Here is a 21,423-nt window from a genome sequence, read left to right on the forward strand (position 1 = left end):
TTTTCTCGAGTTTGAAACGGATCTCTGTTAACTGATAAGGGATTCGGAGAATCTCATGTCGAATCAGACCGTCGCAAGCCTATTTTCGGGAATTGGTGGATTCGAGGTGGGTTTCGCCAAAGCGGGCCTAAAGACGTCCCTGATGTGCGAAAAGGATTCTGCGGCACAGGCCGTCTTGCGAAGCCGCTTTCCGGAGATCAGTCTTGTCGACGATGTCACGGCCATGCCTCGTCTTCCCAAGTGCGACGCCCTTGTCGGTGGCTGGCCTTGCCAGGATCTCAGTCAAGCTGGACGGATGGCTGGTTTGGACGGCAGCCAGTCCGGGCTGGTGTCGCACGTGTTCAGGTTGCTCGACGCTACACCGAAGAAGCCGAATACTATAGTTCTCGAAAACGTTGCGTTCTCCCTAAATCTGCAGAAGGGCAAGGCAGTACGGTACGTTACCGCCGAGCTAGCCGAACGCGGCTACCGCTGGGCGTACCGCGTGCTGGACACTCGGGAATTTGGGCTTCCGCATCGACGCCGGCGCATTTTCATCGTCGGCATGTTGGAGGGTGACCCCGGAAACCTCCTCTTCGACGGTATCGACCGCGTAGCGCCCGCAAGCGATTGGGCGGCCAACATCGGATTTTACTGGACTGAGGGCAATCGTGGCGTGGGTTGGACCCCTGATGCAGTACCACCCCTAAAAGGGGGCTCCGGCCTAAGCATACCTTCACCGCCTGCTATTTGGACGGTGGAAACTGGACTGTTTCAGACGCCTGGCATCGAGGATGCGGAACGCCTTCAAGGTTTCCCCGCTGGCTGGACGGCGGCTGCCCGCGACACCAATAAGGGCGAGCGCGGGCGCTGGCGCCTTGTTGGCAACGCTGTGAGCGTGCCTGTGGCGACCTGGGTCGGACAACGTCTGGTGGCCTCGGAAGCCCACAGCCTTGCCTATCAGGAACACGGTACCGAGACGCTTTCCCAGCACAACGCGGCGTGGGGTGGCCCTAAGCAGACTTCACGCTACATACCTGGGGCGGGTGAAGGACCGGCAGACGAACGCCGCGTCTCGATCGCGAGCTTTGGCTTGAACGATGCACAGACATTATCCGTCCGCGCCGCCGAGGGATTTCTTCGCCGCTACATGAAGAGTGGGCTAACTAAGAACCAAGACTTCGCGCAAGCACTGGCGACCCACTGCGGTCTCGAAGAAGTACCCGCCTAAACGCGGCGGTAGTGCTGCCTTGTCTTGTAGCGCTCAAGCCCCTTAATGAGCGAGACCATGAAGATCCTTGTCCGTCGAAACTTCTCGGTAATGTCCTGAGTGCTGAATTGGGAACCGACGGTCTCGAACGTCTCGGCGCCATGAGCAAGTGTGTTGCGCATCTGTCTTATAAGGACCAGGTCGGAACCGCCGAGGCAAGATCGCGGTGGTCGCCATCGGCTTTCGATCCGCGCGACGAAGCGTAGCAATTCCTCGTTGTCGACATTTCCGGAAAACGGCAGACGGCGCAGGTCTGATTTCCAGTCCACGACCCCAGGCGCGAACCTGGCCACGTCGCGGATGAGGCTGTCGTGGTTGGCGCCCTGGGTGAGCCGGTCGCGGAAGTGAGCTCGGGCTATCTCTTCCTGCCAGTAGTCTTTCAGAGCCATAAAGCCGCCACCGCGTGCCAGGATCTCCTGTCGCAGCCCTACCAACGCCTCTCGGGAACCGAACTCTATGCAGTTGTACATCATGATGAAGGCGGAGGCGCGGGACGCCGTGATCGCCGCCGTTGCGCGGTAGAAACTGCGGCCGGGTATGTTGTAAACACGCTCCAGCGACTGCAGAGACTTTAGGTACTCGGACACGTCCTGCGCGCGGACGCGAAAGCGTCCCTCAACGCTCATACGGACGGCCGAGCAGGCTGTCGCGGACGTATTCGATACGCCCCCGGAGCTTCGGAGCACTGTTGCTGGCGTCCGTCCGCACCAGCTCCTCGAACTGCTTCGACCGCAGCCATGCATCCGATGGCGGCCTTAAGGCCGGATCGCTCCGTAAGGCGAGCGCCGTTCCAACGGCAATGGCTTCGAAGCGGACACGAGGAACGCGTTTCCCTCCATCCGGCCGATAGAAGGCCTTCGGATAGTACATGCGGATAAACTGCATTGTCCGCTCGAATTCGGCGCCCATCTCCGAGAGCCGCGCTTCGTCAGTGGACTTGTTCAGCTTGTCCATGTTGGAGTCGAGGAATTTCCTGACATCGTGGCGGAACGCCAGGTAGCGGTCGCAGTAGATGAAAAAGCGCGTGACTAGCTCTTGACGCTCGCTGCGAGCGTCGACGCCCTTGGCCATATGGGGCGTCAAGCTCTTAAAGAGGTCTGATGCAGCCCTTTCAATCACCAGATCGAGGAAGGCACCGCGGTAAACGCCTTTCCGTATTTCGGCGTCTTCAAGTCGCTTTCCTGATGTGTTGAGGCGCCTGAACAGCTCAACACGGGTGCTTTCGTCGGTTCCCTGGTCCAAGACGAACGAACGTATTGGCGTGTTGTTGAGACGCCGCTGCACCGAGGGCGGCAAATCGGCGAAATGATATCCGTTCAGTATGTCTAGCTTCTCGAGACCTCTCAGCGCGAACCCATCCCGCAAATATCGTACTAGGCTTCGGATCCGTTGCGAGCCGTCAACGATCTCCAAGCGCCCCTCGACGTCATAGAGGAATACCGGAGGAACTGGGACCCTGAGGATGAGGCTCTCGATGAAATAGGAGCTTTGCTCCTCGTTCCAAGCGAGGCTTCGCTGATACTCCGGAACGTAGATGTCCCCTTCCGTCTCGGCCTCATCGCGAAATTTCGAAACCACCAGTTCGACGGAAAAGTCCGTAACAACGTACCGAGCCTCCCGGCGCACATCATCGACGATCGCAGCCACTTCGTCCGGGTCTGCCAACTGCAGTAAAAGGTTCGACATAAGGTTTTGGTCCCGACAAGATGCATAGATGTCAGATTCTTGGCATGATCGCTAGCGAGGCAGAGAATCGGAACCCTGCGTCGCTCGCCCAACACTCGGCGCCGTGAGGAAAATGTCTTGACGGCTTTCGGTGAGGATGGTCAGATACTGGACGCAGAGTTCGAGGTCGAAGAAACGGCCATCGGGGTCGACATCGTGCTTCACTCGAATGGCGGCGTCTCCCGAGGCAAGCCCGCCTACAACCCGGACTATATCGCGACCCTTGAAACCATCTTAGCCCGCCTCGCGGTGCTCGGTGGCAATCTTGAGGGGGCGTGGGTCGACAGTAAGGCCCTCGCCGACCTCGACCCGAACGACCGTCGAGTTAAATTGGAGACGGCCGACTATCCCATTCGTCTATCCGACGTTTCCGATATCGGCGAACTCAGATTGCAGATCCGCCGGAGCGTTTCAACGATCGGAAGGTCGGAACGTCGATCTGCCGGCACCGGCAATAAAAGTTACGACTAGCGGTATCTTTCGACATCCGCCCTTCTCTTCCGAGACTAGAGCGCGTCCTGTTTAATCCGGTTCATATCCTGCGGCTTTGAAGTAGTTGGCACATTCGGCTGTGGTGAAGAGGTCGACGACCGCGCCGACCGTGTCCCACAACGCCTTGATGGTTCTCTCGGCCTTTGCTCGCAGCAGCGCCTTGAGTTTGGCGAAGGCGTTCTCAATCGGGTTGAAGTCGGGACTGTAAGGCGGCAGGTAGAGCAGGCTCGCGCCTGCGGCCTCAATCGCGTCGCGCACGCCGGCGGCCTTGTGGGCGGGCAGGTTGTCCATGACAACTACGTCGCCCTCCGACAATGTCGGGACCAGCACCTGCTCGACATAGGCCAGGAACACGTTGCCGTTCATGGCGCCGTCGTAGACGAAGGGCGCAGTCATGCCCGTCAGCCGCAGCGCTCCGGTGAAGGTTGTGGTCTTCCAGTGGCCATGCGGCACGCCGGCCCGGCAGCGCTCGCCGCGCGGCGCTCTTCCACGCAGGCGGGCCATCTTTGTGGAGAGGCCGGTCTCATCGATGAACACGAGCTTCGCCGGATCGAGGTCGAGCTGGCCGTCGAACCAGTCGCGGCGCCGCTTCAGGATGTCGGGGCGATCCTGCTCCAGTGCGTGCGCGGACTTTTTTTGAATGTCCAGCCGTGGCGGCGAAGCCAGGCGCTCAAGGCGCTGCGGCTGATGCGCACCGACTGCTCGGCGACGAGCCGCTCCACCATCTCGTTCAGCGTGATGTCCTTGCGCTCCTCGATCAGCCCGACGACGAAGGCTTCATGCGCATCGAGGCTGGAGGCACGGCGGCGGCCCTGCGGGCGGGGCGCCAGTTCGCCGATCTTCGCCCGCGCAATCCAGCGGATCGCGCTGGACACTCCCACGCCGAACCGCGCCGCCGCTTGCCGCGCCGACATGCCCTCGTCCGAAGCCTTCAAGACCCGCGACCGAAGATCCACGCTCAATGCTTTTCCCATCGTCAACCTCCATCGAGGTGGACGTTGAATCAGCACAAAACGCAGCCGTCACTTCACAATCGATTCATCGATCACAGGACGTGCTCTAGAACCGGCGTTGCGGGGCGGTACCGCCACCGCACAAGCCTTCATCGACTCACTTGTCGACTTTAGTACGAACGTTGATCAGCTGCCCCTACTCGCAAGCGCACCCGACCTGCAAAACCCCGAAATACGCAAAGCGGTGTGGGATTTGACGCGCGATGCTACTCCGATCATCAAGCACCGGATTAGCCGATACGTGGAACGCGGGCCGATCGGAGCAATGGTGAAGCTAACGAACAACCACCGGTGTCAGGGCTGCGACGTCTTGGGTCAGGCTTGGGCCACGTTCTTCAAACCGGATGGTATGCCGTATGTCGAAGCTCACCACGTGGTGCAGGTATCGACACTCAGCGTTGATGTGCTGGGGCCGCAAAACGTCATTACGGTCTGTCCAAATCACCATCGCCAGCTTCACTTCGAGGTCACCACGGTGCTGCACCTTGGCGACGAATTCGAATTCATCCTCCCTCCGCACCTCGCGTTCCGGATTCGGAAGTTTTCCGTCTGAGACTAGCGTTAAAGCTTCGATGAAGGCGGTGTGGTTGGCTCATCCGCGCATCTATCGCCAGTCGCAATATTTGTAGGAGCGGCTCCAGGTAGTCGTTACGCTTTATCTCGCATTCCCACACCTCCACGACAGCCCAGCCCCGCGAACGCAGTGCGCCCGCAGCAGCGGCGTCACGCTCCCGATTGCGCCTAAACTTCTCCGTCCAGAACGCGACCCTGGACTTTGGCGTGGTCGCGAGATGGCAGCCCGGATGGCGATGCCAGAAACAGCCATGAACGAATACCACGACCTTTCGCCGGGGAAAAACGAGATCCGGCGTTCCCGGGAGGCCCTTAACATGAAGGCGGTATCGCAGACCGGCGGCATGAAGAGCCGATCGCACTTTCATCTCGGGCGACGTGTCCTTTTGCCGTACCGAACGCATTATCCTGCTGCGCTGTGAACTAACGGGATAATCGTCGTTGTCTATATGGTCACAGGTCATGGTTCTCAGTGCTCATTAGGGATGCAGCCGCCTGCGACGCTATAGGCGAACGTCGCAAAAACAGCCGCCTTCAGGCGCCAAAGTTGGCCGGACGCGCCATTCACGCTGAACCGTGCATTCCTTGAGGAGTCGACTCTCAGTCAAGTCTCACCGCAAGGAACGTCCCATCTAGACCGTTGAGAACTGAGAACGGTCGTTTAAGGCTCGTCACCTGCTCAGAGATTGAGCTAGCATGATCGTGGTGTTCGTCGGTAACTCGCCATGAGCCCATTCCCTGATCAAAGAAGATCGTGCCAGAGCCACGCGGCGTTCGAAATTCAAGGCGACGGCGGTGCGGCGCGGATTGGACTTGTGACAACTGCACTTTCGGCACCACCTCGACAAGCGATTGCTCCATAACCGCCGTACGCGTAACTAGGTCGGCCCAATCCCTATGCAACCACGGTCCTGTACGAGCCCCACCGCCGGTCTTGGCGGCGAGAGTCTGCACTTTGACGTTGGTGTCATAGTCGCTGAAGGCGGCGACCACTTCCGTCAGGAGACGGATGGACAGCGGATTGAACAGGTACTTGTCCGAATAGCGAATCTCCAAACACGGGGCAGCGAATACCTGCGCTAATTCCGTCGAGCGCGCGCGCAACAGCGCCCTGAGCCGGGCACCGAAACCCGCGGCTGGTCCGTCGAGCTCATCAGCAATCTCGAAAATGGCCTCACTGCCGCCGGCCGAGAGCAGGGCGGATACATCTAGCCGCTCCCGCGGCGCGGCAAGCGCCGTTGCACCTCGTACCACCGGAGCATCGGAGACAGAGCCCCAACCAATACCCACGGCCTTCGCGGATGCAGACGATGATGCCCAGGCGGTTAGCCCACGTGTCGAGACCACACCCGCCAGCCAGGCGTCGTTGTCGACTTCGTTTCGCGCTACGATGTCGACGCGTGCGCGCTGAGCCCATAGTACCACGTTCCGACGCGTGACGGCATCGGTAGCGGTTAGCGCGCTCGCGTCGACTGCGATCTGCACCCCGCGCCCGCGAGCGCCCCAGCGTTCCAGAACGGGCGCCATTTGCCAAGTCTCCAATTCCCACTCTGCAGGAGGCCCTGACATGAACACGACCAGTGTATTCGACGCATCGTCCCCAAGGCGGTCGGAGAGTGCTTGGGGGAGAGGTGCGGATTCATATTCGGTGGCAGGTCCGAACAGTCGGAAGCGCTTGGGAAGGTCCAGACTGCGTCCAATGGCGGTGAGTAGGGAATGCGCTGCCCTCCGGTCGGTGCCTTCGACCGCATGTTGGCTATCAACCGAGAGCACGCAGCGAGGGCAGGCGAATACTGCATCGGGATCGCCACAACGGCCCAACTTGCTGCAGTCCAGCAAGTCTCTAGCCTCGTTAAGTATGCCGATGGGATCACGAGCTATCGTGGCAGAGAAGCCGGCGCCTCCGCTCGCCCGGTCGAAGACAGCAGCGGTCCAATTGCGCTGGCCGGCAGGATGGATGGCGGGAGGCGCCGCAAAGCCCATCTCGTCAGCATCCACGCCGAGGCGACGCGCGGCCGCTTCTCTGATCGCCAAAGCCACCGTCAGCGCCACTTCACGGCTGGCGCAGTCGTAGAGTTGTATTTCGCAGACGTCGGTTCGAATTTCGTGACCGAGTCGTAGATGGCGCGCCACGGCATAGGGGTTGATCTCCGGCGCGCCTGTGCAGGTGCGTTCGTCGGCCGCACGGGGGCCTCCGCGAAGTGGACGGTGCCCCGCGAGGGACCCGGCGCCATCCGCTTGGTGTTCGGCTTCCGCGCGGCCACAGTGCAGGCAGACCTCGAACCCATGGCCGTGCGGACCTGGATTGAACCAGAAGACCAGACCGTCCGAGCCGGTCCGGAGGCGCCCGACGTTTGGGTCCGGGAGAGCGCGCCAAGCCAGAGTGCGCGCCGAGACCCAGGGGTCGACGAGCATTGAAGTCCCGGTGTCCGAGGGGTCATCATGAACTTCGTAGCGCGCGTCGACGGCAAAACCGGCTGGAGCGAGGAATCGCATGATCTTGAAGTCAGAGCTGCCGCAATCGGGGCAGGCGCCGGGAGACACGGCGGATGGCGCCGACAGTAACGCGCCGCAGGACTGACAATGGCGCATCTGACGAAGGCTTTGCACCTCCCGCACACCGGCCTTATCGGCGGGACGTTTCCAATTCAGCGTGACGCCCGCGGACTCTCGCACGACACCGTCCACCACCAAGCTCCGCCCAGGCGCATACTCGAATATGGCGATGTCGCGTTGTCGGGATGGGTATCCTCGAGAACTAAAGCGGTTCTCGCCAGAGTCCTCTCGCTTGTGTCGCTCGACCCCAGTCTCCGTCACGAAGGACACCACGTCGCTCGGGAAGCCATATGACGGTAGGAATCCGCGACCGGCGAGTTCACCCAAAAGGTAATTTCCCTGGAGCCTCCGACGTTGGAAGTCCCGCGCCTTGGATACCACAGAGGTTTCGGCATCCGGCTCATCGCCCCTTAGTGCGTCCCATTCCGCGCTCAAATCCGACTGAATGCGCTCGATCGTATCCCGGACACCTTCGAAGAGGTCGGGGTCTGGTCGCACGGGGGTCCCGCGCAACACCTCCTCAAGATCCGATGTCATCGTCTTGAGACCTGCAGCGGTGGCGTCGAGCCATGCTAGGAAGCGACGCCAAGGCAAGTTATTCAGGACTTCTGCGCTGAGTCCGAGGCCGAAAAAGGCGCCATTCGTCAGTTTGTGAAGTTCGGCGCCCTGAGTGGCCAGAAAGCGCGCAAGAAGAAGGGCGTGGGCGTGACGTCGAGCGATGGTTGGGCTTTCGAGACTGACCACCGGCGCGGGCGCTTCTCGCGCCAGGAAGGCGCCGGGATCTGCGAACGCGAGTCGGTCGAGCGGTCGATCCTTGCAAATCGTCAGGCCAAGAGCGATCGGCTGACGCGCCCGTCCCGCCCGGCCGACACGCTGCCGGTAATTAGCGATCGCCGGTGGCGCATTGGTGTTTAGAACCGCCTCGATGCTTCCAATGTCAACGCCCATCTCCATGGTGGTCGAGCAGCCAAGGACGTTGACTTTTCCAGATTTGAAGGCGTTTTCGTAGTCGCGGAGCAGGAAACTCGGTTGCTGAGCGGAGTGCTCCGCCGCGCGCAGCCACGGCGAGAACCTCGCCGCGCGATCCTGCTGATCGCCCCAGGCCCCCTTGGCCCTCAGGAGCGAGACACGTTCATCGGTCGCTAGCCAGTCGTCGAGAATTGAATCGGAGACGCGACCTCCGTGGGCATCACGGCGCCATGGAAACGGCAGGGTCGGCATGTCGACGGCTTCGGCTTTCGGGTGCACACCGAGCTTGTCGTATGGGCTTAGTCCGCGGAAGGTCGTGTCCACCAGACGTCGAGTGTTGGGGCACCAGAAGGCCCTTTCGATCGGCGTGACATTCATGTCGCCGAGCCGTAGCCGGAAGCCATTCGGACTGACCGTCATGAACCTTTGCAACGTCGACCATGCTGCCCGCAGAAGTTCGTTCAAGTCATCCCGAACGCTTGGATCATCGCGATCGAGACCAAGCGCCTGGACAAGCATCCGAACCACGCGAGAAGGTCTTGGACCGTAGGGGTGTGGCCAGAAGCGGACGTATCGGCTTGAGGGAAGCGCAGGCTCGAAAGGTACCATTTCCACGTGGCTCTGGCGGCGGTCAATCCAACGCATCCAACGTTTAGCGTCGAAATCCAGGATGACGTTAGTTCGGACAAAATGCGTAAGGAGAAGGCGCACGAGGTCGCGCCAGTCGTCTGCATTCAACCCTAAGCGCGTTGCGGAAGCCGGAACGACCACGTTGGGCTCGTCCAGGCCGGGAATGGTCAAGCGCAAAAGGCCCAATGTCTCAGCGCTGTTGGCGCGGACGGGCCGTCGCATGATCTCCCGATATAGCATGAATTCAGCGAGCCGCGCTGGGTCGGAGAAAGTCTCTTCGCGCTCGACCCAGAGATTCGAGAGAAAGCGGTTGATTGTGGGCTCAGCGGCGAGTCGATCGACAAGTTGGCGCCAGGCCTTCGGGGTGGCGACCCCTTCGAGCCTGATTCGCGCCAACCGAAGGTCAGCCATGAGGCTGAGAGTGATCCCGTCCTGCTCGTCGGAGGCCAGTCGCTTGAGCTTAGCCTCGATCGCGGCGATGGCCTGGTCGTCCCGCACGGGACGATCCTGCACAAAGTGGTAGAGAAAGCTTCGGACGAAGCCGCGCTCCGATGCCACCTGCAAGTTCGCCGCGTGTCGGGCCGTGCCCTGCCGCGCATCGGTGAAGGTAATCAGTTGCCGGCCGTCGAGCGGCAAGGGCTCGTCAGCGTCAGGTTTTGGCGATAGGTGCCCGACGAGTCCAGGGGTGATCTGAGACATCAAGTAGGGCGCACCCGCGACGAGCGATCGAAGCACGCCGGCCTCGAGGTCCACCTTCTTGGGTGCCCAGCCGCAACATGGACACTCACCTACGTGGCGGCTCGCGGTCGTTGGTAACCCCGCGCCGTCCACGGTCTCGACGATCGCACCGGTTTTTGGCTCGAAGCGGATTATCGGAGACGGCCGTGCCCCGCGCGCCCCTAAATATCGGCGGTTCACGACCGGGGATGTGGTCAGCGGCGCATCGTCTTGTGTGTCGTCTTCGGCGCCGAAGGTTTCGTCGCGATCGAGCGTTTGCTCGAACTCACCGTCCCCTGTGCCGCCTGTCCAGGCCACAAGATGCGATCCGTCGGCAGTTTCTTCAGCCTTGAGCGCACCATCGCCGCATTGAATGCAATAGGCCCATTCGAGCACGAGCGATCCGCAGTGTGAGCAATGCTCTCGCGATTCGAGGAAGACGGCGCCGAAGTGCCAGTCGGCTGCTTCAGATGCGGCGGGCCGCCCGGGACAGGTCGGGTTCACGCAGGCCCAGAGACCGGAAAGCGTCCGGTGGAAGAGGTGTAGGCGGACCGGCAGGATTGAGTCTCCGCCAGCGCTGGCCAGCGCCGGATCGGAATGTGGGTCCTTCGCCCTTGACGCTTCGACAAGCAGGCGCCTCGGGTCTACGTCCGCGCCGCCGATCTGGCGCGCCTGCGCGCTCCAGCCGCTCCAGCCTACGATGGCGCCGGCTCTGAACTGCTCCCTCAGGACCCTTAGCGGTGCAGACTTAGCGAAGATCTCACCGGCCTGGAGCGGTTCCATGCCCGCTATCTCGTCAAGTTCGATGAGATTGCTATTGAGGGCAGGAGAGGCCGGTAGCGACGCCCTAACACCTCTTACCACGTGAATATTTTGCTCTGGTGCGCCTGACAGATCTCGAAGGAAGGATCGTAGCTCGGCGGCGTCCGGGCCGCCGATCGTCGCTGAGGTCGCGACGTATCGGAGCTCTTCGGGTTTGCGACCGAAAGCAAGCGCGACGCGGCGTAGTAGGAGAGCAATTTCGGCCGCCTGGGCGCCGACATATGAGTGCGCTTCGTCCAGTACCACGAAGTCAAGCGTACCTTGTGACGCCCGCAGGATCGGTGCGTCCTTCTGCCGGATCAGCATGTACTCCAGCATGGTAACGTTGGTGACAAGAACCGGCGGAGGCGAGCGCCTGAGTGTCGTCCTATCAGCGACCTTCCAGGGTTCCCCACGCGCGGCGGTGCTCCGCACACTCTCCGGCGTGTCGCCATTGTAGAGGCAGTAGCGCAGCGCTCCGCCGAAGGGGGCGAACCACTTTGACAGCCGCTCCTCCTGGCTGGCGATAAGTGCGTTGAGCGGATAGAGCATCAGCGCGCGCACTCCTTCGAGCGGTTTTGCACCGCTATCGGAGGATCGAACCAGCCCATCCAAAATCGGTGTCAAAAAGCATTCTGTCTTCCCTGAGCCTGTGCCGCTCGACACGATCACCGAAGCGGCGCGTTCGCCGCAAAGCTGCTTCCAAGCGTCCACCTGGTGGGTGTAGGGCGGGTATGCGACTTCACGCAGAACTTCGAGCGTTCTTGGGTGCAAAAGGCCAGCCGGCAATCCGCCCCAACCGCCCTCTAACGGCAACCAGGGATAAGCGCCTTCGACAAACGGTTCGGAGAGGGCCGAGTTAGGCTGACCAGCGCGCGCACCCAAGCCCTCACGCAGATGCCGATTGAGATCGACTGAACGGAGTCGAGCCATACCGACAATCGCATCTGCAGCATCGCGTGGCAGCCGCGCCAGAAGCCTCTCGATTTCCATCACAGGTCCATTCGTTGGGTGGTGCCGGGGTCTATAGTCTCGCGTCCAAGGGCGACGGCGAGAGCGCTCTCGAAGAGCTGACGGTCGTGGAGCCAAGCGGCCCGACATCGTCCGACAACCTGCGGGTTTTGATGGAGTTTGCCGGCCGCCATTCGCGCCGCCACTAGGGGAGCAGCGATCAAATCCGCGAAGGCTGGGTCGTACCGCTCCCAAAGCTCGCGTCGCTCTGGCAGGAGCCCCGCGAGATGCAATCCGGTCGGTGGCTCGCGATGCTCACTCTGACGAGTCACGAACGCTTCGGCGAGTTCCCGAAGCGTTTCCTTCGGACGCCGGCATAGCCTTCCGATGAGGCCGGGTTCCAAATCTGCTCGTGGCGCGACCAATAGGAAGGTGATCCACGCATGAGTCGCTAGCCCGGGCTCCAGATCAGCGATTTGGCCGAGGGCGGCCGCCACATTGCGCCCTGCGTCGGCAGTCGGTAGTTCCAACCGTTCCAGGCGGCGCTCCAACTCGTCAATTCTCGTTCGAAACGCAGACACCCAGTGCTCGACTTCCGTTGCGCACCAGAGGAAGGGTAACTCACTTTGTAGCCGGATCACGGCGTCGCGCTCCTCAAGAGTGTCGCAGGTCGACAGGATCCACGGAGCCGCCTGGGGGGCACGGCAAAGTGACCGCAGGGCATCGATCGCCGGCACGGGCACGTTGCGATCCCGCGCGGCCACGCTCAGATCGACCAAGAGGCGGAGATCAGCGCGGTTCAAGGCTTCCGGGTGCTTTAACACTGTAGCAAATGCATCGTCCCGGGCGTCACGTCGTGCGATCCTGAAGGCCAGACGAAGCGCACTTCCACGATCGTCGTCGCCCGGTGGTTGGGCGACCACCTTCGGTCTGAGCGAGGTCCCGTCATTGGTTCGCCCGAAGATCAGCCAGGGGCCCGGACCGAGCTCTTGCAGGAGTCGCGTCTGCAATTCCTGCAAGGAAAGGCGTGGAAGGTTGTTGGAGAGTTTCGCGGTAGGCTGCGTCAGCGCTAGCGCATCCAGATTCCAACCAAGGATACTCGAAAGGCCCGAGAACGGCGAAATGCCTTTCTCGGCCACCAGCGGCTGGTCTTCGTCGTACCAGGCGATCTCGGCGAAGTGGTCACCTCGACCGGCCCAGCTCAGGCGCACCTCCGCATCGAGGTCCGGAAAGCTACCAAGGAGATCCCGCAATTCGTCTTGAAAGGCCGATAGCGGGACGAGACCGTCGATACGACGCGTGGCCTGCACGGGCTGTCCTGCGCCCTGCCGAACCACCAGCCATAGGTCGCGACCGCCAGGCGCCAACAGGCGGAACCCATGCAGTCGATCGATCGAAATCTGGGCCCGGCTTACGGCGGGCCGCATGTCCGGGGTCAACAGGAGCGGCTCGGCAATCGGATCAGCGAGCGTTAGGTCGAGTTGGGTGTCCCATCGCAGCGCCACGTGTAGCATCGCGCCTGGGGTGTGGAGTCGAAGATCGACGCGCGCGTCATCACCATTCCTGGAGATCGGAAGGATCTGACCGCCCTTCGCCGCAACGCTGGCCCCGAGCAGATTCTCGATTTTCAACGAGTGGGTTCGCGGTTCTCCCGATAGCACCAATTCACGCGGCGCAACGTCGGCGCAGGTCCAAGCGACCAGTTCACCGCCCCGCCTCATTGCGATCTCGACCCTGCCCAGGGGCGCGTGTTTGTTCGAAGAACGCCACGAGCCTCTCCCCAACGACCGCCAAATTAGGTCTTCCGACGAAACCAGCGTGTGATGCTGACCATCCGAAAGCCAAGCCTTTGGCGTCCCTAGGAACACCGTCTCGCGCACCCGCCGTAGAGTCTCTCCTGTGAGGATCAGTCGCTTCGTATCCTCGCGCTCGGCCGCGCTACGCCACGTGAGACGCCCATCACCAAGGTCGAGCGAAGCTTGCCCGACGAAGGCCAGAAGACAGCGTCCATCGAGGATGCAGTCTCCCAAGTCAGAAGGAGGCTGTTCGAACTTCAGTGCTGAACGAGCCTCCTGCGTTACAGCCATAGCCAGCCATGGCCGAGTGCTTCGAAAGGGCGAACTGCCAATGAATCTTAGTTCAAGCGCGTTCTCAAAATCGACGCCAGGATCTGGCTGGAAGAGGAGGACAGGCGCGTCTACCGGCTCGCCGGCAAACGCGGTGAACTCTTCGACTAAGGTCTCCCCTGCAACTGCCGCCAACCTAATTGCCTGGTTCAGGCGAGCGGGAACTTCGAACGCCTTGACCAGCGGACGGGACTCCCACGCTGTCGCCTCGTCTGATTCCACCTGTTCCAGCACGGCGATGGGCCGGTTCAAACCCGGCAGATCACCCCGCGGAAAGATGCGCAGCCGAGTGGCACCTTCCATCGCTGCCTGCAATTGGGGAGATGTTCGGACCACGTCGAGTTCACCTGACAAGGTGAGTTCGGCCCGCGGCGCCCACCCTTCGGCGGTGCGCCGCAGCAATCGGCTTGCCGCCAGGGCTCCCCCTTCGACGCGCCGGGTCCGGACCAAGTCTTCCACCAGAGATCGAAAATCGCCTTCCTCCAAGTCAAAAGGCAGATCGTTGCGCCAAGCAGGCACCACAGAATCCAGGTGGAGCACGGGATCTCGGTCATTTCGTTCGTGGAGGGGCGGCAATTGTTGACGGAAACGAACGATTACCGTGGACAGCGCCACGGCTGGCTCCACCAGCGCCTGAACAAGCGTTTCGCCCGCCCGCCATGCCTCACTTGCGACGGCCTCGGCAGGTGTGAAGCCCATTTCGATCGCCAAGATGCTGCGCTTCAGCCATAACCCCAAGGTTCCCTCTTTGATGGCAGCAGCTGGAAAACCCGCCTCGCGCACTACGCCGAAGAGGAGCGGCACGTCGGTCGGCTGAGGGCGTCGCCACCGTTTCAAGCCAGCTTCGGCGGCTTCCCGCACCACCGCGTAGCGCACGTCGGCGGCCGAATCATTCGCGTGATATCGAATTCCAAGGACAGCTAAGGGTCTGATCCAGTCCCAAGCCCCCCGGCGCGTTCCCGGCGATACCACTCGGCTGTGAAAGCAACGAACAAAGCCTGACCATGGGAGTCGTTCAGCGCGGTCGGTCCATGGCGTTTTAGGACCTCCCGAACGCCCTCGAACTCTTGTCGGCTGAATCGGTAGCGATAAAGTGGGCGCCCATCAGGGAGCGATAATCCGCGCGATCGGAATAAGGCCTCGTAAGCGCCGCGTAGACCTAGACGCGGCTCGTCCATATTTCCCCCAGGCTCCCAATTCAGATTGTGACACACTGTGCATTAGTTGTGAAGTTTTCCTCTGCGAGCAGGCCGCCTAGAGGGCGAGAGCGGACTTTTCGACAATAGGAACGATTTCGAAGACAATTTCGACGGCCTCGGCAGGCCGCTTGCACGGTCGTCGTTCAGCTTCCCCGAACTATCTTCGCGGAACGATTCCCAATGGCAGCTATTAGCGCGACTACGACCTGGAGCATGGTCATCGGCAACGACTACTTCCTGGGAGGAGACAATTTGCGTCTATGGCCGACGTGGGCGCATTGCGGACCAACAGCGTTGGGCCGGATGCGACCGGAAGCTTCAGGAGAAAAAGACCTCCTAGGCGGATAGTTCCACGTCGCCGTGTCCGGCTTATAGCGGACATTCGGCAATTTGGCAGCGAATGACCACATTGTGACAATCTTGCCGAAGACGAACGTCTAACCTAAACCCCCATCCAGGACATCAACCAAATTGGAGCCACTGTTTGGGACCGGGCGTAGTTGCGACGTTTGCCCTATCCGGACGTGTGAGCAAATGCCGTGGGCAACCGTGATGCGTGCATTTTTTCGTTCGGTTGCTGCGATGATCGTGATGTCCAGCCTGGCAGGTTGCACCAGCATTTCTTACTACGCACAATCCTTGAAGGGTCACGTGGAGATCATGGCGGCGCGCCAGGATGTCGAAGAGCTGATCGACGATCCTTCGATCCCTGGGACATTACGCGCTCGAATGGAATCGGCGAGCGCCATCCGACAGTTTGCGATAGATGAACTAGCGCTTCCAGACAACAATAGCTACCGCAGCCATGTCAACGTTGGTCGGGACGCCGTGACATGGGCCGTCTTCGCAGCGTCGGAATTCTCGCTGACGCCACGAACATGGTGCTTTCCGGTGTTCGGATGCGTTCCGTACCGAGGATACTTCTCCAAAAGGTCTGCGATTGAAACCGCTGTCGCACTTCAGAGGCAGGGCCTGGACGTCTATCTGACGGGCATCACTGCATTTTGCACGCTTGGCTGGTCAAGTGACCCGCTGCTAAGCACCATGCTCAGCCAAGATGAAACGTATCTTGCAGGGCTCGTGTTCCATGAATTGGCCCACCTCACGTCACGCCGCGCTGCCGAAAATAAGCCTGCATCACCTTGCGGCTCGAACGGTTGTTCTGCGCCAGCCTGGTCGGATCGAGCACCGCCTGTTCTATCCCCTCTCGCGTCAGCGCCGCTTTGAGCGCCGCGATATTTGCATCGATGTCGGCATTGTTCGCCCGGAGCGATGCATAGATGCTGTCGGTCGCCTCGGCCACGGTCGGCTCGCTCACGGGTGTACTCCTTCGGCTGTTCGGGCGGCGGCTTAACACAGATCAGCGGCTTCGCCATACCGATAAGACGGCTGATGGGCGGCAACAGTATCCCCTGGGACTTAAAAGGGATACCGATGACGCGCGCCAACGGCTCGCTGCTTTCGGGAAATGGTGTCGCCCGTGGTGAACGGCCGATATGGCGGCCCGTTACTGTCGCCTACCTGGGCCGGAACCAGACTCGCGGACTGTTTACGCCCATTGACTCCCGGAGGTCAGGCGCGCGACCCGGATCAGGATTCGGGCCAGTGCGGTCGTAGTGGGCAGGAGCAGCGAAAGAATCTTTTTTCGCTGAATCAGCGCAGAAGTCCGTCACTCTCGAATTCGTCCCAGCCCTTCAGTTTCTGACGTGACACCTCGTCCCGAGTGCTGTCAGGCGCAGACGCGGCCCTGCGGCCGCTCTTTTGCGCACGCTTCAGGGCGGCCTTTCCGGCGGCCCGCCGCCTATTCTCTGCAGCAGCTATCGCGTCGTCCTCGCGCCAGACCGTAACCAAGTCGCGATCGAGCACGTCCTCGATGTGACGTGGGTCAAACACGTGAAAAGTTACCTTCCTTGCGCGACCACGAAGTTTCACCGTACGTGTGCCTGTGCTTTGCAAGCGGCCGTCCTTGAGCCACCGGTGCCGCTCTGCCGAAGAGATCGTCAGGATGTCTTCGACTTCACGGGGAATTACGGGCAGGCCTTCGATGCCTTCCAGCGTTTTGGACACAATCGCCGACGCAGTCCGGAAATCGCCATAGGCGCCTTCCGGCATGCGCAAGGCCCCGACCTCGATACCGAGCAGCTTTTTCGCCGCCAAAGGCAGGTGGGCTCGCACTTCGCGAACGATCCCTCTGGCTCGGACCGATGACCCAAGCGTGGCCGCAGACGGGAGCGTCCACCCTTCGATCAAATTCGCAGCTGCATCCATTTTCTGGCGTGTGGACATGGGCCTTAGATAGGTCTCCCATCATGTCGGCTTCAACAAGTGTGGAATCAGCTAGCGCGGCGCTCCGGCACTGGCCTTGAACCATGCCTTGTTCCAGCCCTCGCTAGATCGCAGCGCTCTCGGCCTTCGTCGGATCACCCATTCCGCCTTCAGGCCGCCAGGTTCCCCAGGGATGTCCGCTTCGGGAGAGCGGCAACGCAGGCCTCAACGGCCGCTATGCAGCGTAAACCGGACGTTCGCGATACGTGCCGGACAGCTGGCTGCCCGCATCTGATTGAGTTTACCCGCGCGTTCCGGCGTTCTCAATTTTTTCCAGATAATCTGCCCACCACTGCATCATCTTGACGCGCTCTTCCCAGTGCTCCGCCCGGGCATAGGCGCGCCGAACGTCGTTATTTTCAATATGAGCCAGCTGTCGCTCTACGGCGTCTGGATGCCACTTGCCGCATTCGTTCAACAGAGTTGATGCCGTTGCTCGGAAGCCATGGGCCGTTGCTTCATTCTTGCTGTAACCCATGCGACGCAGGGCGGCGTTGAGTGTATTGTCGGAAATCGGACGAGAAGGCGATCGCACGCTTGGAAACAGCAGCGTCCCAGCGCCGGAGATTTTTTTAAGCTCGGCCAGGATATCCAAAGCCTGCGTTGAAAGAGGAACGCGGTGCGGTCGTCGCATTTTCATTCGCGCTTCCGGGATAGTCCATACCGAACTTTCGAAGTCGAACTCCCCCCATTCGGCAGCGCGAAGCTCACCGGGGCGGGGAAACAGCAGCGCCATCAACCTCAGAGCCGCTCGGGTTGCGGGCTGTCCGTCGAATGTCTCGATCGCACGCAGCAAGCCGCCGAATGCCTTCGGATCGGTAATGGCGGCACGCGGCGTGACCGTTGGCCTGATGAGAGCGCCCCTCAGCGCGGACGTGGGGTCAGTGTCGGCGCGTGCAGTGGCGATGGCGTATCGAAAGACGCTGCCAATGGTCGAGCGCAGCCGCCTGGCCGACTCGTATCGACCGCGCACCTCCACGCTACGAAGGGCAGCAAGGATAGTGGCCGCATCAATGTCCCGAATGCACTTGTGCCCACAGGTGAGATAGGCGAAGTCGAGTAGCCATTTGACCTTGGTGATAGTCCGGTCGGCACGTCCCTCTTTCTTCAGCTTGTCCACATATTCCTCGGCGATTGATCGAAAGCTGTCCTTTGCCGAACCGACCTTTCGCAACTTGCGTTCCTGCGCGGGATCGATGCCAGTGAGGAGGAGACGTTTGGCGTCATCGCGCGCCTTGCGTGCTTCGGCGAGCGAAATAAGGGGATAGCTGCCCAACGCCAGAAGCTTCTGCTTGCCGTCAAGTCGATAGGCGAGGCGCCATAGGCGGGATCCGGTGGGCTGCACCCAGAGCTGGAGCCCGCCACCATCAGACAATTTCAATAGCTTGGAAGCAGGACGGGCATTTCGGCATTTCACGTCGGAAAGGGCCATTTGTGGGACACCTCCCTTTGGCTGTTTCGATACCATCAGGATGTCCAGTACCAACGGAAATACCAGCCCTCCGCCTCGTTAGACCAAATACGCCGAAATTCCATGAAACGCGCTCAATCGCGCCATCCTTCCCAAAAAGATGAACGATTTCAGTTGTTTGTGCAAACAGAAGCGTAGAAGATTCGGCGAAAGGGAGTGTCGGGAGAGGAGGGGATGGTGCCCAGAGGCGGATTCGAACCACCGACACGCGGATTTTCAGTCCGCTGCTCTACCAACTGAGCTATCTGGGCCTGCGCCGGCTAACGGGCTCGTCCGCCGGGTTTCACGGAAGCGCCGGGTGGCGCCCCCCTCGAAAGCGCGTGGGTTATAGCACGGGAATTCGCCCTGTCCAGCGCTTAGGTGTTGATAAAGAAAAATCGCCGGGAAACGGCGTATTGCTACGGGCCTTCACTGCTCGTCTGTGGACGAAGGGCCTTGCTTGGGGCCTCCGTCTTCTTCCTCTTCGTCGTCGCGGCCGGGAATGACGTAGGCGCCTTTCAGCCAGCGATTGAGGTCGATGTCCTTGCAGCGTGTCGAGCAGAACGGATAGTGCTCCCGCACCGAAGGCTTGCCGCATTCGGGGCAGGGGCGCTTCGGCCTCAGCGGCGTAACCTTTTCGTCCGGGCTCATGGCCGCGCGACGTGCCAGTTCTTGTGCGGCTTGAAGCCCTCGCCGGACAGCAGCGCGATACTCTCGTAGAGCGGCAGGCCGACCACATTGGTGTAGGAGCCGACCAGCTTGACGACGAAGGAGCCGGCGAGGCCCTGCACGGCATAACCGCCGGCCTTGCCGCGCCATTCGCCCGACGCGACATAGGCGTCGATCTCCTCGCGTGGCAGTCGCTTGAAGCGCACCCTGGTCTCCACCAGCCGCTGCCTGAGCTTGCCGCCCGGCGTGATCAGGCAGATGCCGGAATAGACCCGGTGCGAGCGGCCGGAAAGCAGGCCGAGGCAGTTCACCGCGTCGTCGATCGTCTCGGCCTTGGGGAGGATGCGCCGCCCCACCGCCACCACCGTGTCGGCGGCCAGGATGAAGGCCGGCGCATAGTCTTCCTCGCTTTTCAGCGAGGCGAACGCCTTCTCGGCCTTGTCCTTGGAAAGGCGCTTCGCCAGCGAGCGCGGATGCTCGGCGCGCAGCGGCGTCTCGTCGACATCGGCGGGCAGCACGCGGTCCGGTTCGATGCCGGCCTGCTGCAACAGCTCGATTCGACGCGGCGAACCCGAGGCAAGCACGAGCTTCTGCAGGATGCTCATCGCGGTTCGCGCCGAATTGTTACTTGAAGCGGTAGGTGATGCGGCCCTTGGTCAGGTCGTAAGGCGTCATTTCGACCAGGACCTTGTCGCCGGTCAGCACGCGGATGCGGTTCTTGCGCATGCGGCCGGCCGTGTGGGCGATGATTTCGTGCTCGTTTTCGAGCTTCACCCGGAACATCGCATTGGGCAGCAGTTCCGTGACCACGCCCGGAAATTCGAGGACTTCTTCCTTCGGCATTCGATACCTTTGCTTGGATGGCGGTTCCGGGGCTTAGAGCATGATGCCGAAAAGTGTGAAGCGGTTTTCGGACGACATCATGCTCTACTCTTGATCTGGAGCCGGACGATTTCAGGTCGAACAGACCTGAACTCGTCCGACTCCAGCCGGAATTTGCGGCGGAACCTATATGATAATCGCCCGCTTGTGAACATGCTTAATCCGTCGCGTTTTTTGCTTCCGGAAGCAAGAAACGCCGGCTTATGCGCGTCTTCAGCCGCTCTCGCACATCGCGATAGGCGGCCATGATATGCTCGCGCGTGCCGCCGGTGTCGGTCGGGTCCGGCATCGGCCAGTACTCGACCTCGACGGCGAGCGAGCGGGTAAGCTCGAGCGCGGCGTGATGCGCTTCCGGCGCCAGCGTCACGATCAGGTCGAAATAATCGTCTTCCAGCTCGTCAAGCGTCCTCGGCTGCCGCTCGCCGAGCGTGAGACCCTCTTCGGCAAGCACGGCATCGACGAAGGGGTCGCGCTCGCCGCTGCGCACGCCGGCCGAGGCGACGAAAGTGGTGGCGGGCAGCATCCGCCGCGCCAGTTGCTCGGCCATCGGCGAGCGCACGGCATTCATGCCGCACACAAAAAGAATCGAATGCGGCAGCGCGGCCAGGACTACCCCCGCCAGTGCAGCACGCAGACGAGCGTGAACAACCGGCGCGCCGTGTCGAAGTCGATCTCGATCTTGCCGGCGAGCCGGTCCATCAGTGTTTGCGAGCCCTCATTGTGCAGGCCGCGGCGGCCCATGTCGATTGCCTCGATATGGCTGGGCGTGGAGGAGCGGATCGCCTCATAATAGCTTTCGCAGATCAGATAGTAATCCTTGACGATACGCCTAAGCGGCGTCAGCGACAGGATGTGGGTAACCACATCGGCGCCATTCTGGCGGCTGACGGCGAACACCAGGCGCGACTCGGCCAGCGACAGCTTCAGCCTGTATGGGCCGGCGCCATCGTCGTTGACCGGCCGGAAACTGTTTTCCTCGATCAGGTCGAAGATCGCCACTGCCCGCTCATGCTCGACATCGGGCGTCGAACGCCCGATCGATTCGTCGAGCTCGACGTCGATCAGCCTGTCGCGGTTTTGGTGGTGGCCGGACATC

Annotated in this window: 17 protein-coding genes, 1 tRNA gene and 1 pseudogene; 4 read left to right on the plus strand and 15 right to left on the minus strand. The window is 61.2% G+C overall.

Translation table 11 applies throughout. The annotated features are described in order from the left end of the window. The first annotated feature begins 55 nt into the window (after positions 1-55). Positions 56-1,210 carry a DNA cytosine methyltransferase gene (locus tag EJ078_RS22025; protein ID WP_091595092.1) on the plus strand — a complete coding sequence of 385 codons (1,155 nt, stop codon included), beginning with the start codon at positions 56-58 and terminating at the stop codon, positions 1,208-1,210. Here the strand turns inward: EJ078_RS22025 and EJ078_RS22030 are convergent. Together EJ078_RS22030 and EJ078_RS22035 are read right to left on the minus strand one after the other, a co-directional pair. Further along, on the minus strand, positions 1,207-1,875 hold the full coding sequence (locus tag EJ078_RS22030) for a hypothetical protein (protein WP_127324185.1): 669 nt from the start codon (positions 1,873-1,875) through the stop codon (positions 1,207-1,209). The two genes, EJ078_RS22025 and EJ078_RS22030, sit on opposite strands and share 4 nt — an antisense overlap. After that, the gene (locus EJ078_RS22035; RefSeq protein WP_091595096.1) at positions 1,865-2,935 is read right to left on the minus strand and encodes a DUF262 domain-containing protein; all 1,071 of its coding nucleotides are present in this window, start codon (positions 2,933-2,935) and stop codon (positions 1,865-1,867) included. Before EJ078_RS22035 ends, EJ078_RS22030 begins: the two co-directional genes overlap by 11 nt. 117 nt (positions 2,936-3,052) lie before the next feature. Here EJ078_RS22035 and EJ078_RS22040 point away from each other — a divergent pair, with 117 nt between their 5' ends. After that, the gene (locus EJ078_RS22040; protein ID WP_091595098.1) at positions 3,053-3,445 is read left to right on the plus strand and encodes a hypothetical protein; all 393 of its coding nucleotides are present in this window, start codon (positions 3,053-3,055) and stop codon (positions 3,443-3,445) included. A 51-nt stretch (positions 3,446-3,496) separates the two neighbouring features. On the opposite strand, the gene EJ078_RS22045 is transcribed toward EJ078_RS22040, so the two are convergent. Then, a protein-coding gene (locus EJ078_RS22045) for an IS630 family transposase (protein ID WP_164784121.1) occupies positions 3,497-4,440 on the minus strand; the annotation gives its coding sequence in 2 pieces (ribosomal slippage) (positions 3,497-4,104 and positions 4,104-4,440; 945 coding nt in all). Positions 4,441-4,537: 97 nt separating this feature from the next. On the opposite strand from EJ078_RS22045, the gene EJ078_RS22050 reads away from it, so the two are divergent. Next, positions 4,538-5,032, plus strand: a complete 495-nt coding sequence (locus EJ078_RS22050; protein WP_091595100.1) for an HNH endonuclease signature motif containing protein — start codon at positions 4,538-4,540, stop codon at positions 5,030-5,032. Here EJ078_RS22050 and EJ078_RS22055 read toward each other — a convergent pair. The 3 genes from EJ078_RS22055 to EJ078_RS22065 all read right to left on the minus strand — a co-directional run bounded on the left by EJ078_RS22055 (position 4,983) and on the right by EJ078_RS22065 (position 14,774). Then, complete coding sequence (locus EJ078_RS22055) at positions 4,983-5,516, minus strand: very short patch repair endonuclease (protein WP_091595102.1); 534 nt, start codon at positions 5,514-5,516, stop codon at positions 4,983-4,985. The two genes, EJ078_RS22050 and EJ078_RS22055, sit on opposite strands and share 50 nt — an antisense overlap. Before the next feature lie 136 nt (positions 5,517-5,652). Beyond that, positions 5,653-11,718 (minus strand): DEAD/DEAH box helicase, encoded by a 6,066-nt coding sequence (locus tag EJ078_RS22060; protein WP_208720814.1) that lies wholly within the window; start codon positions 11,716-11,718, stop codon positions 5,653-5,655. Beyond that, positions 11,718-14,774, minus strand: coding sequence for an STY4851/ECs_5259 family protein (locus EJ078_RS22065; protein WP_210212257.1), 3,057 nt, complete (start codon positions 14,772-14,774; stop codon positions 11,718-11,720). Before EJ078_RS22065 ends, EJ078_RS22060 begins: the two co-directional genes overlap by 1 nt. An 818-nt stretch (positions 14,775-15,592) precedes the next feature. Here EJ078_RS22065 and EJ078_RS22070 point away from each other — a divergent pair. Continuing rightward, positions 15,593-16,093: pseudogene (locus EJ078_RS22070) on the plus strand (aminopeptidase); the annotation flags it as partial. 10 nt (positions 16,094-16,103) lie between these two features. Here the strand turns inward: EJ078_RS22070 and EJ078_RS22075 are convergent. From EJ078_RS22075 to EJ078_RS22115, 9 genes are all read right to left on the minus strand, one after another. Beyond that, positions 16,104-16,319 (minus strand): hypothetical protein, encoded by a 216-nt coding sequence (locus tag EJ078_RS22075; RefSeq protein ID WP_091595108.1) that lies wholly within the window; start codon positions 16,317-16,319, stop codon positions 16,104-16,106. A gap of 335 nt (positions 16,320-16,654) precedes the next feature. Continuing rightward, complete coding sequence (locus EJ078_RS22080) at positions 16,655-17,287, minus strand: hypothetical protein (RefSeq protein ID WP_091595110.1); 633 nt, start codon at positions 17,285-17,287, stop codon at positions 16,655-16,657. A 280-nt stretch (positions 17,288-17,567) separates the two neighbouring features. After that, positions 17,568-18,758 (minus strand): integrase arm-type DNA-binding domain-containing protein, encoded by a 1,191-nt coding sequence (locus EJ078_RS22085; protein ID WP_127324927.1) that lies wholly within the window; start codon positions 18,756-18,758, stop codon positions 17,568-17,570. 214 nt (positions 18,759-18,972) lie between these two features. Then, positions 18,973-19,048: transfer RNA gene (locus EJ078_RS22090), tRNA-Phe, on the minus strand. Between the two features lie 157 nt (positions 19,049-19,205). Further along, positions 19,206-19,427, minus strand: coding sequence for a DNA gyrase inhibitor YacG (gene yacG / locus EJ078_RS22095; protein WP_067328558.1), 222 nt, complete (start codon positions 19,425-19,427; stop codon positions 19,206-19,208). Continuing rightward, positions 19,424-20,050 (minus strand): Maf-like protein, encoded by a 627-nt coding sequence (locus EJ078_RS22100; RefSeq protein ID WP_066993800.1) that lies wholly within the window; start codon positions 20,048-20,050, stop codon positions 19,424-19,426. Before EJ078_RS22100 ends, yacG begins: the two co-directional genes overlap by 4 nt. 19 nt (positions 20,051-20,069) lie before the next feature. Further along, on the minus strand, positions 20,070-20,288 hold the full coding sequence (infA, locus tag EJ078_RS22105; RefSeq protein ID WP_006200926.1) for a translation initiation factor IF-1: 219 nt from the start codon (positions 20,286-20,288) through the stop codon (positions 20,070-20,072). Positions 20,289-20,484: 196 nt separating this feature from the next. Then, on the minus strand, positions 20,485-20,949 hold the full coding sequence (locus tag EJ078_RS22110; RefSeq protein WP_082954052.1) for a low molecular weight phosphatase family protein: 465 nt from the start codon (positions 20,947-20,949) through the stop codon (positions 20,485-20,487). After that, positions 20,937-21,422, minus strand: coding sequence for a UPF0262 family protein (locus EJ078_RS22115; RefSeq protein WP_066993793.1), 486 nt, complete (start codon positions 21,420-21,422; stop codon positions 20,937-20,939). The genes EJ078_RS22110 and EJ078_RS22115 overlap by 13 nt, the downstream gene beginning before the upstream one ends. Between the last annotated feature and the right edge of the window lies 1 nt (position 21,423).

It is taken from the genome of Mesorhizobium sp. M1A.F.Ca.IN.022.06.1.1, from assembly GCF_003952605.1.
Taxonomy (GTDB): domain Bacteria; phylum Pseudomonadota; class Alphaproteobacteria; order Rhizobiales; family Rhizobiaceae; genus Mesorhizobium.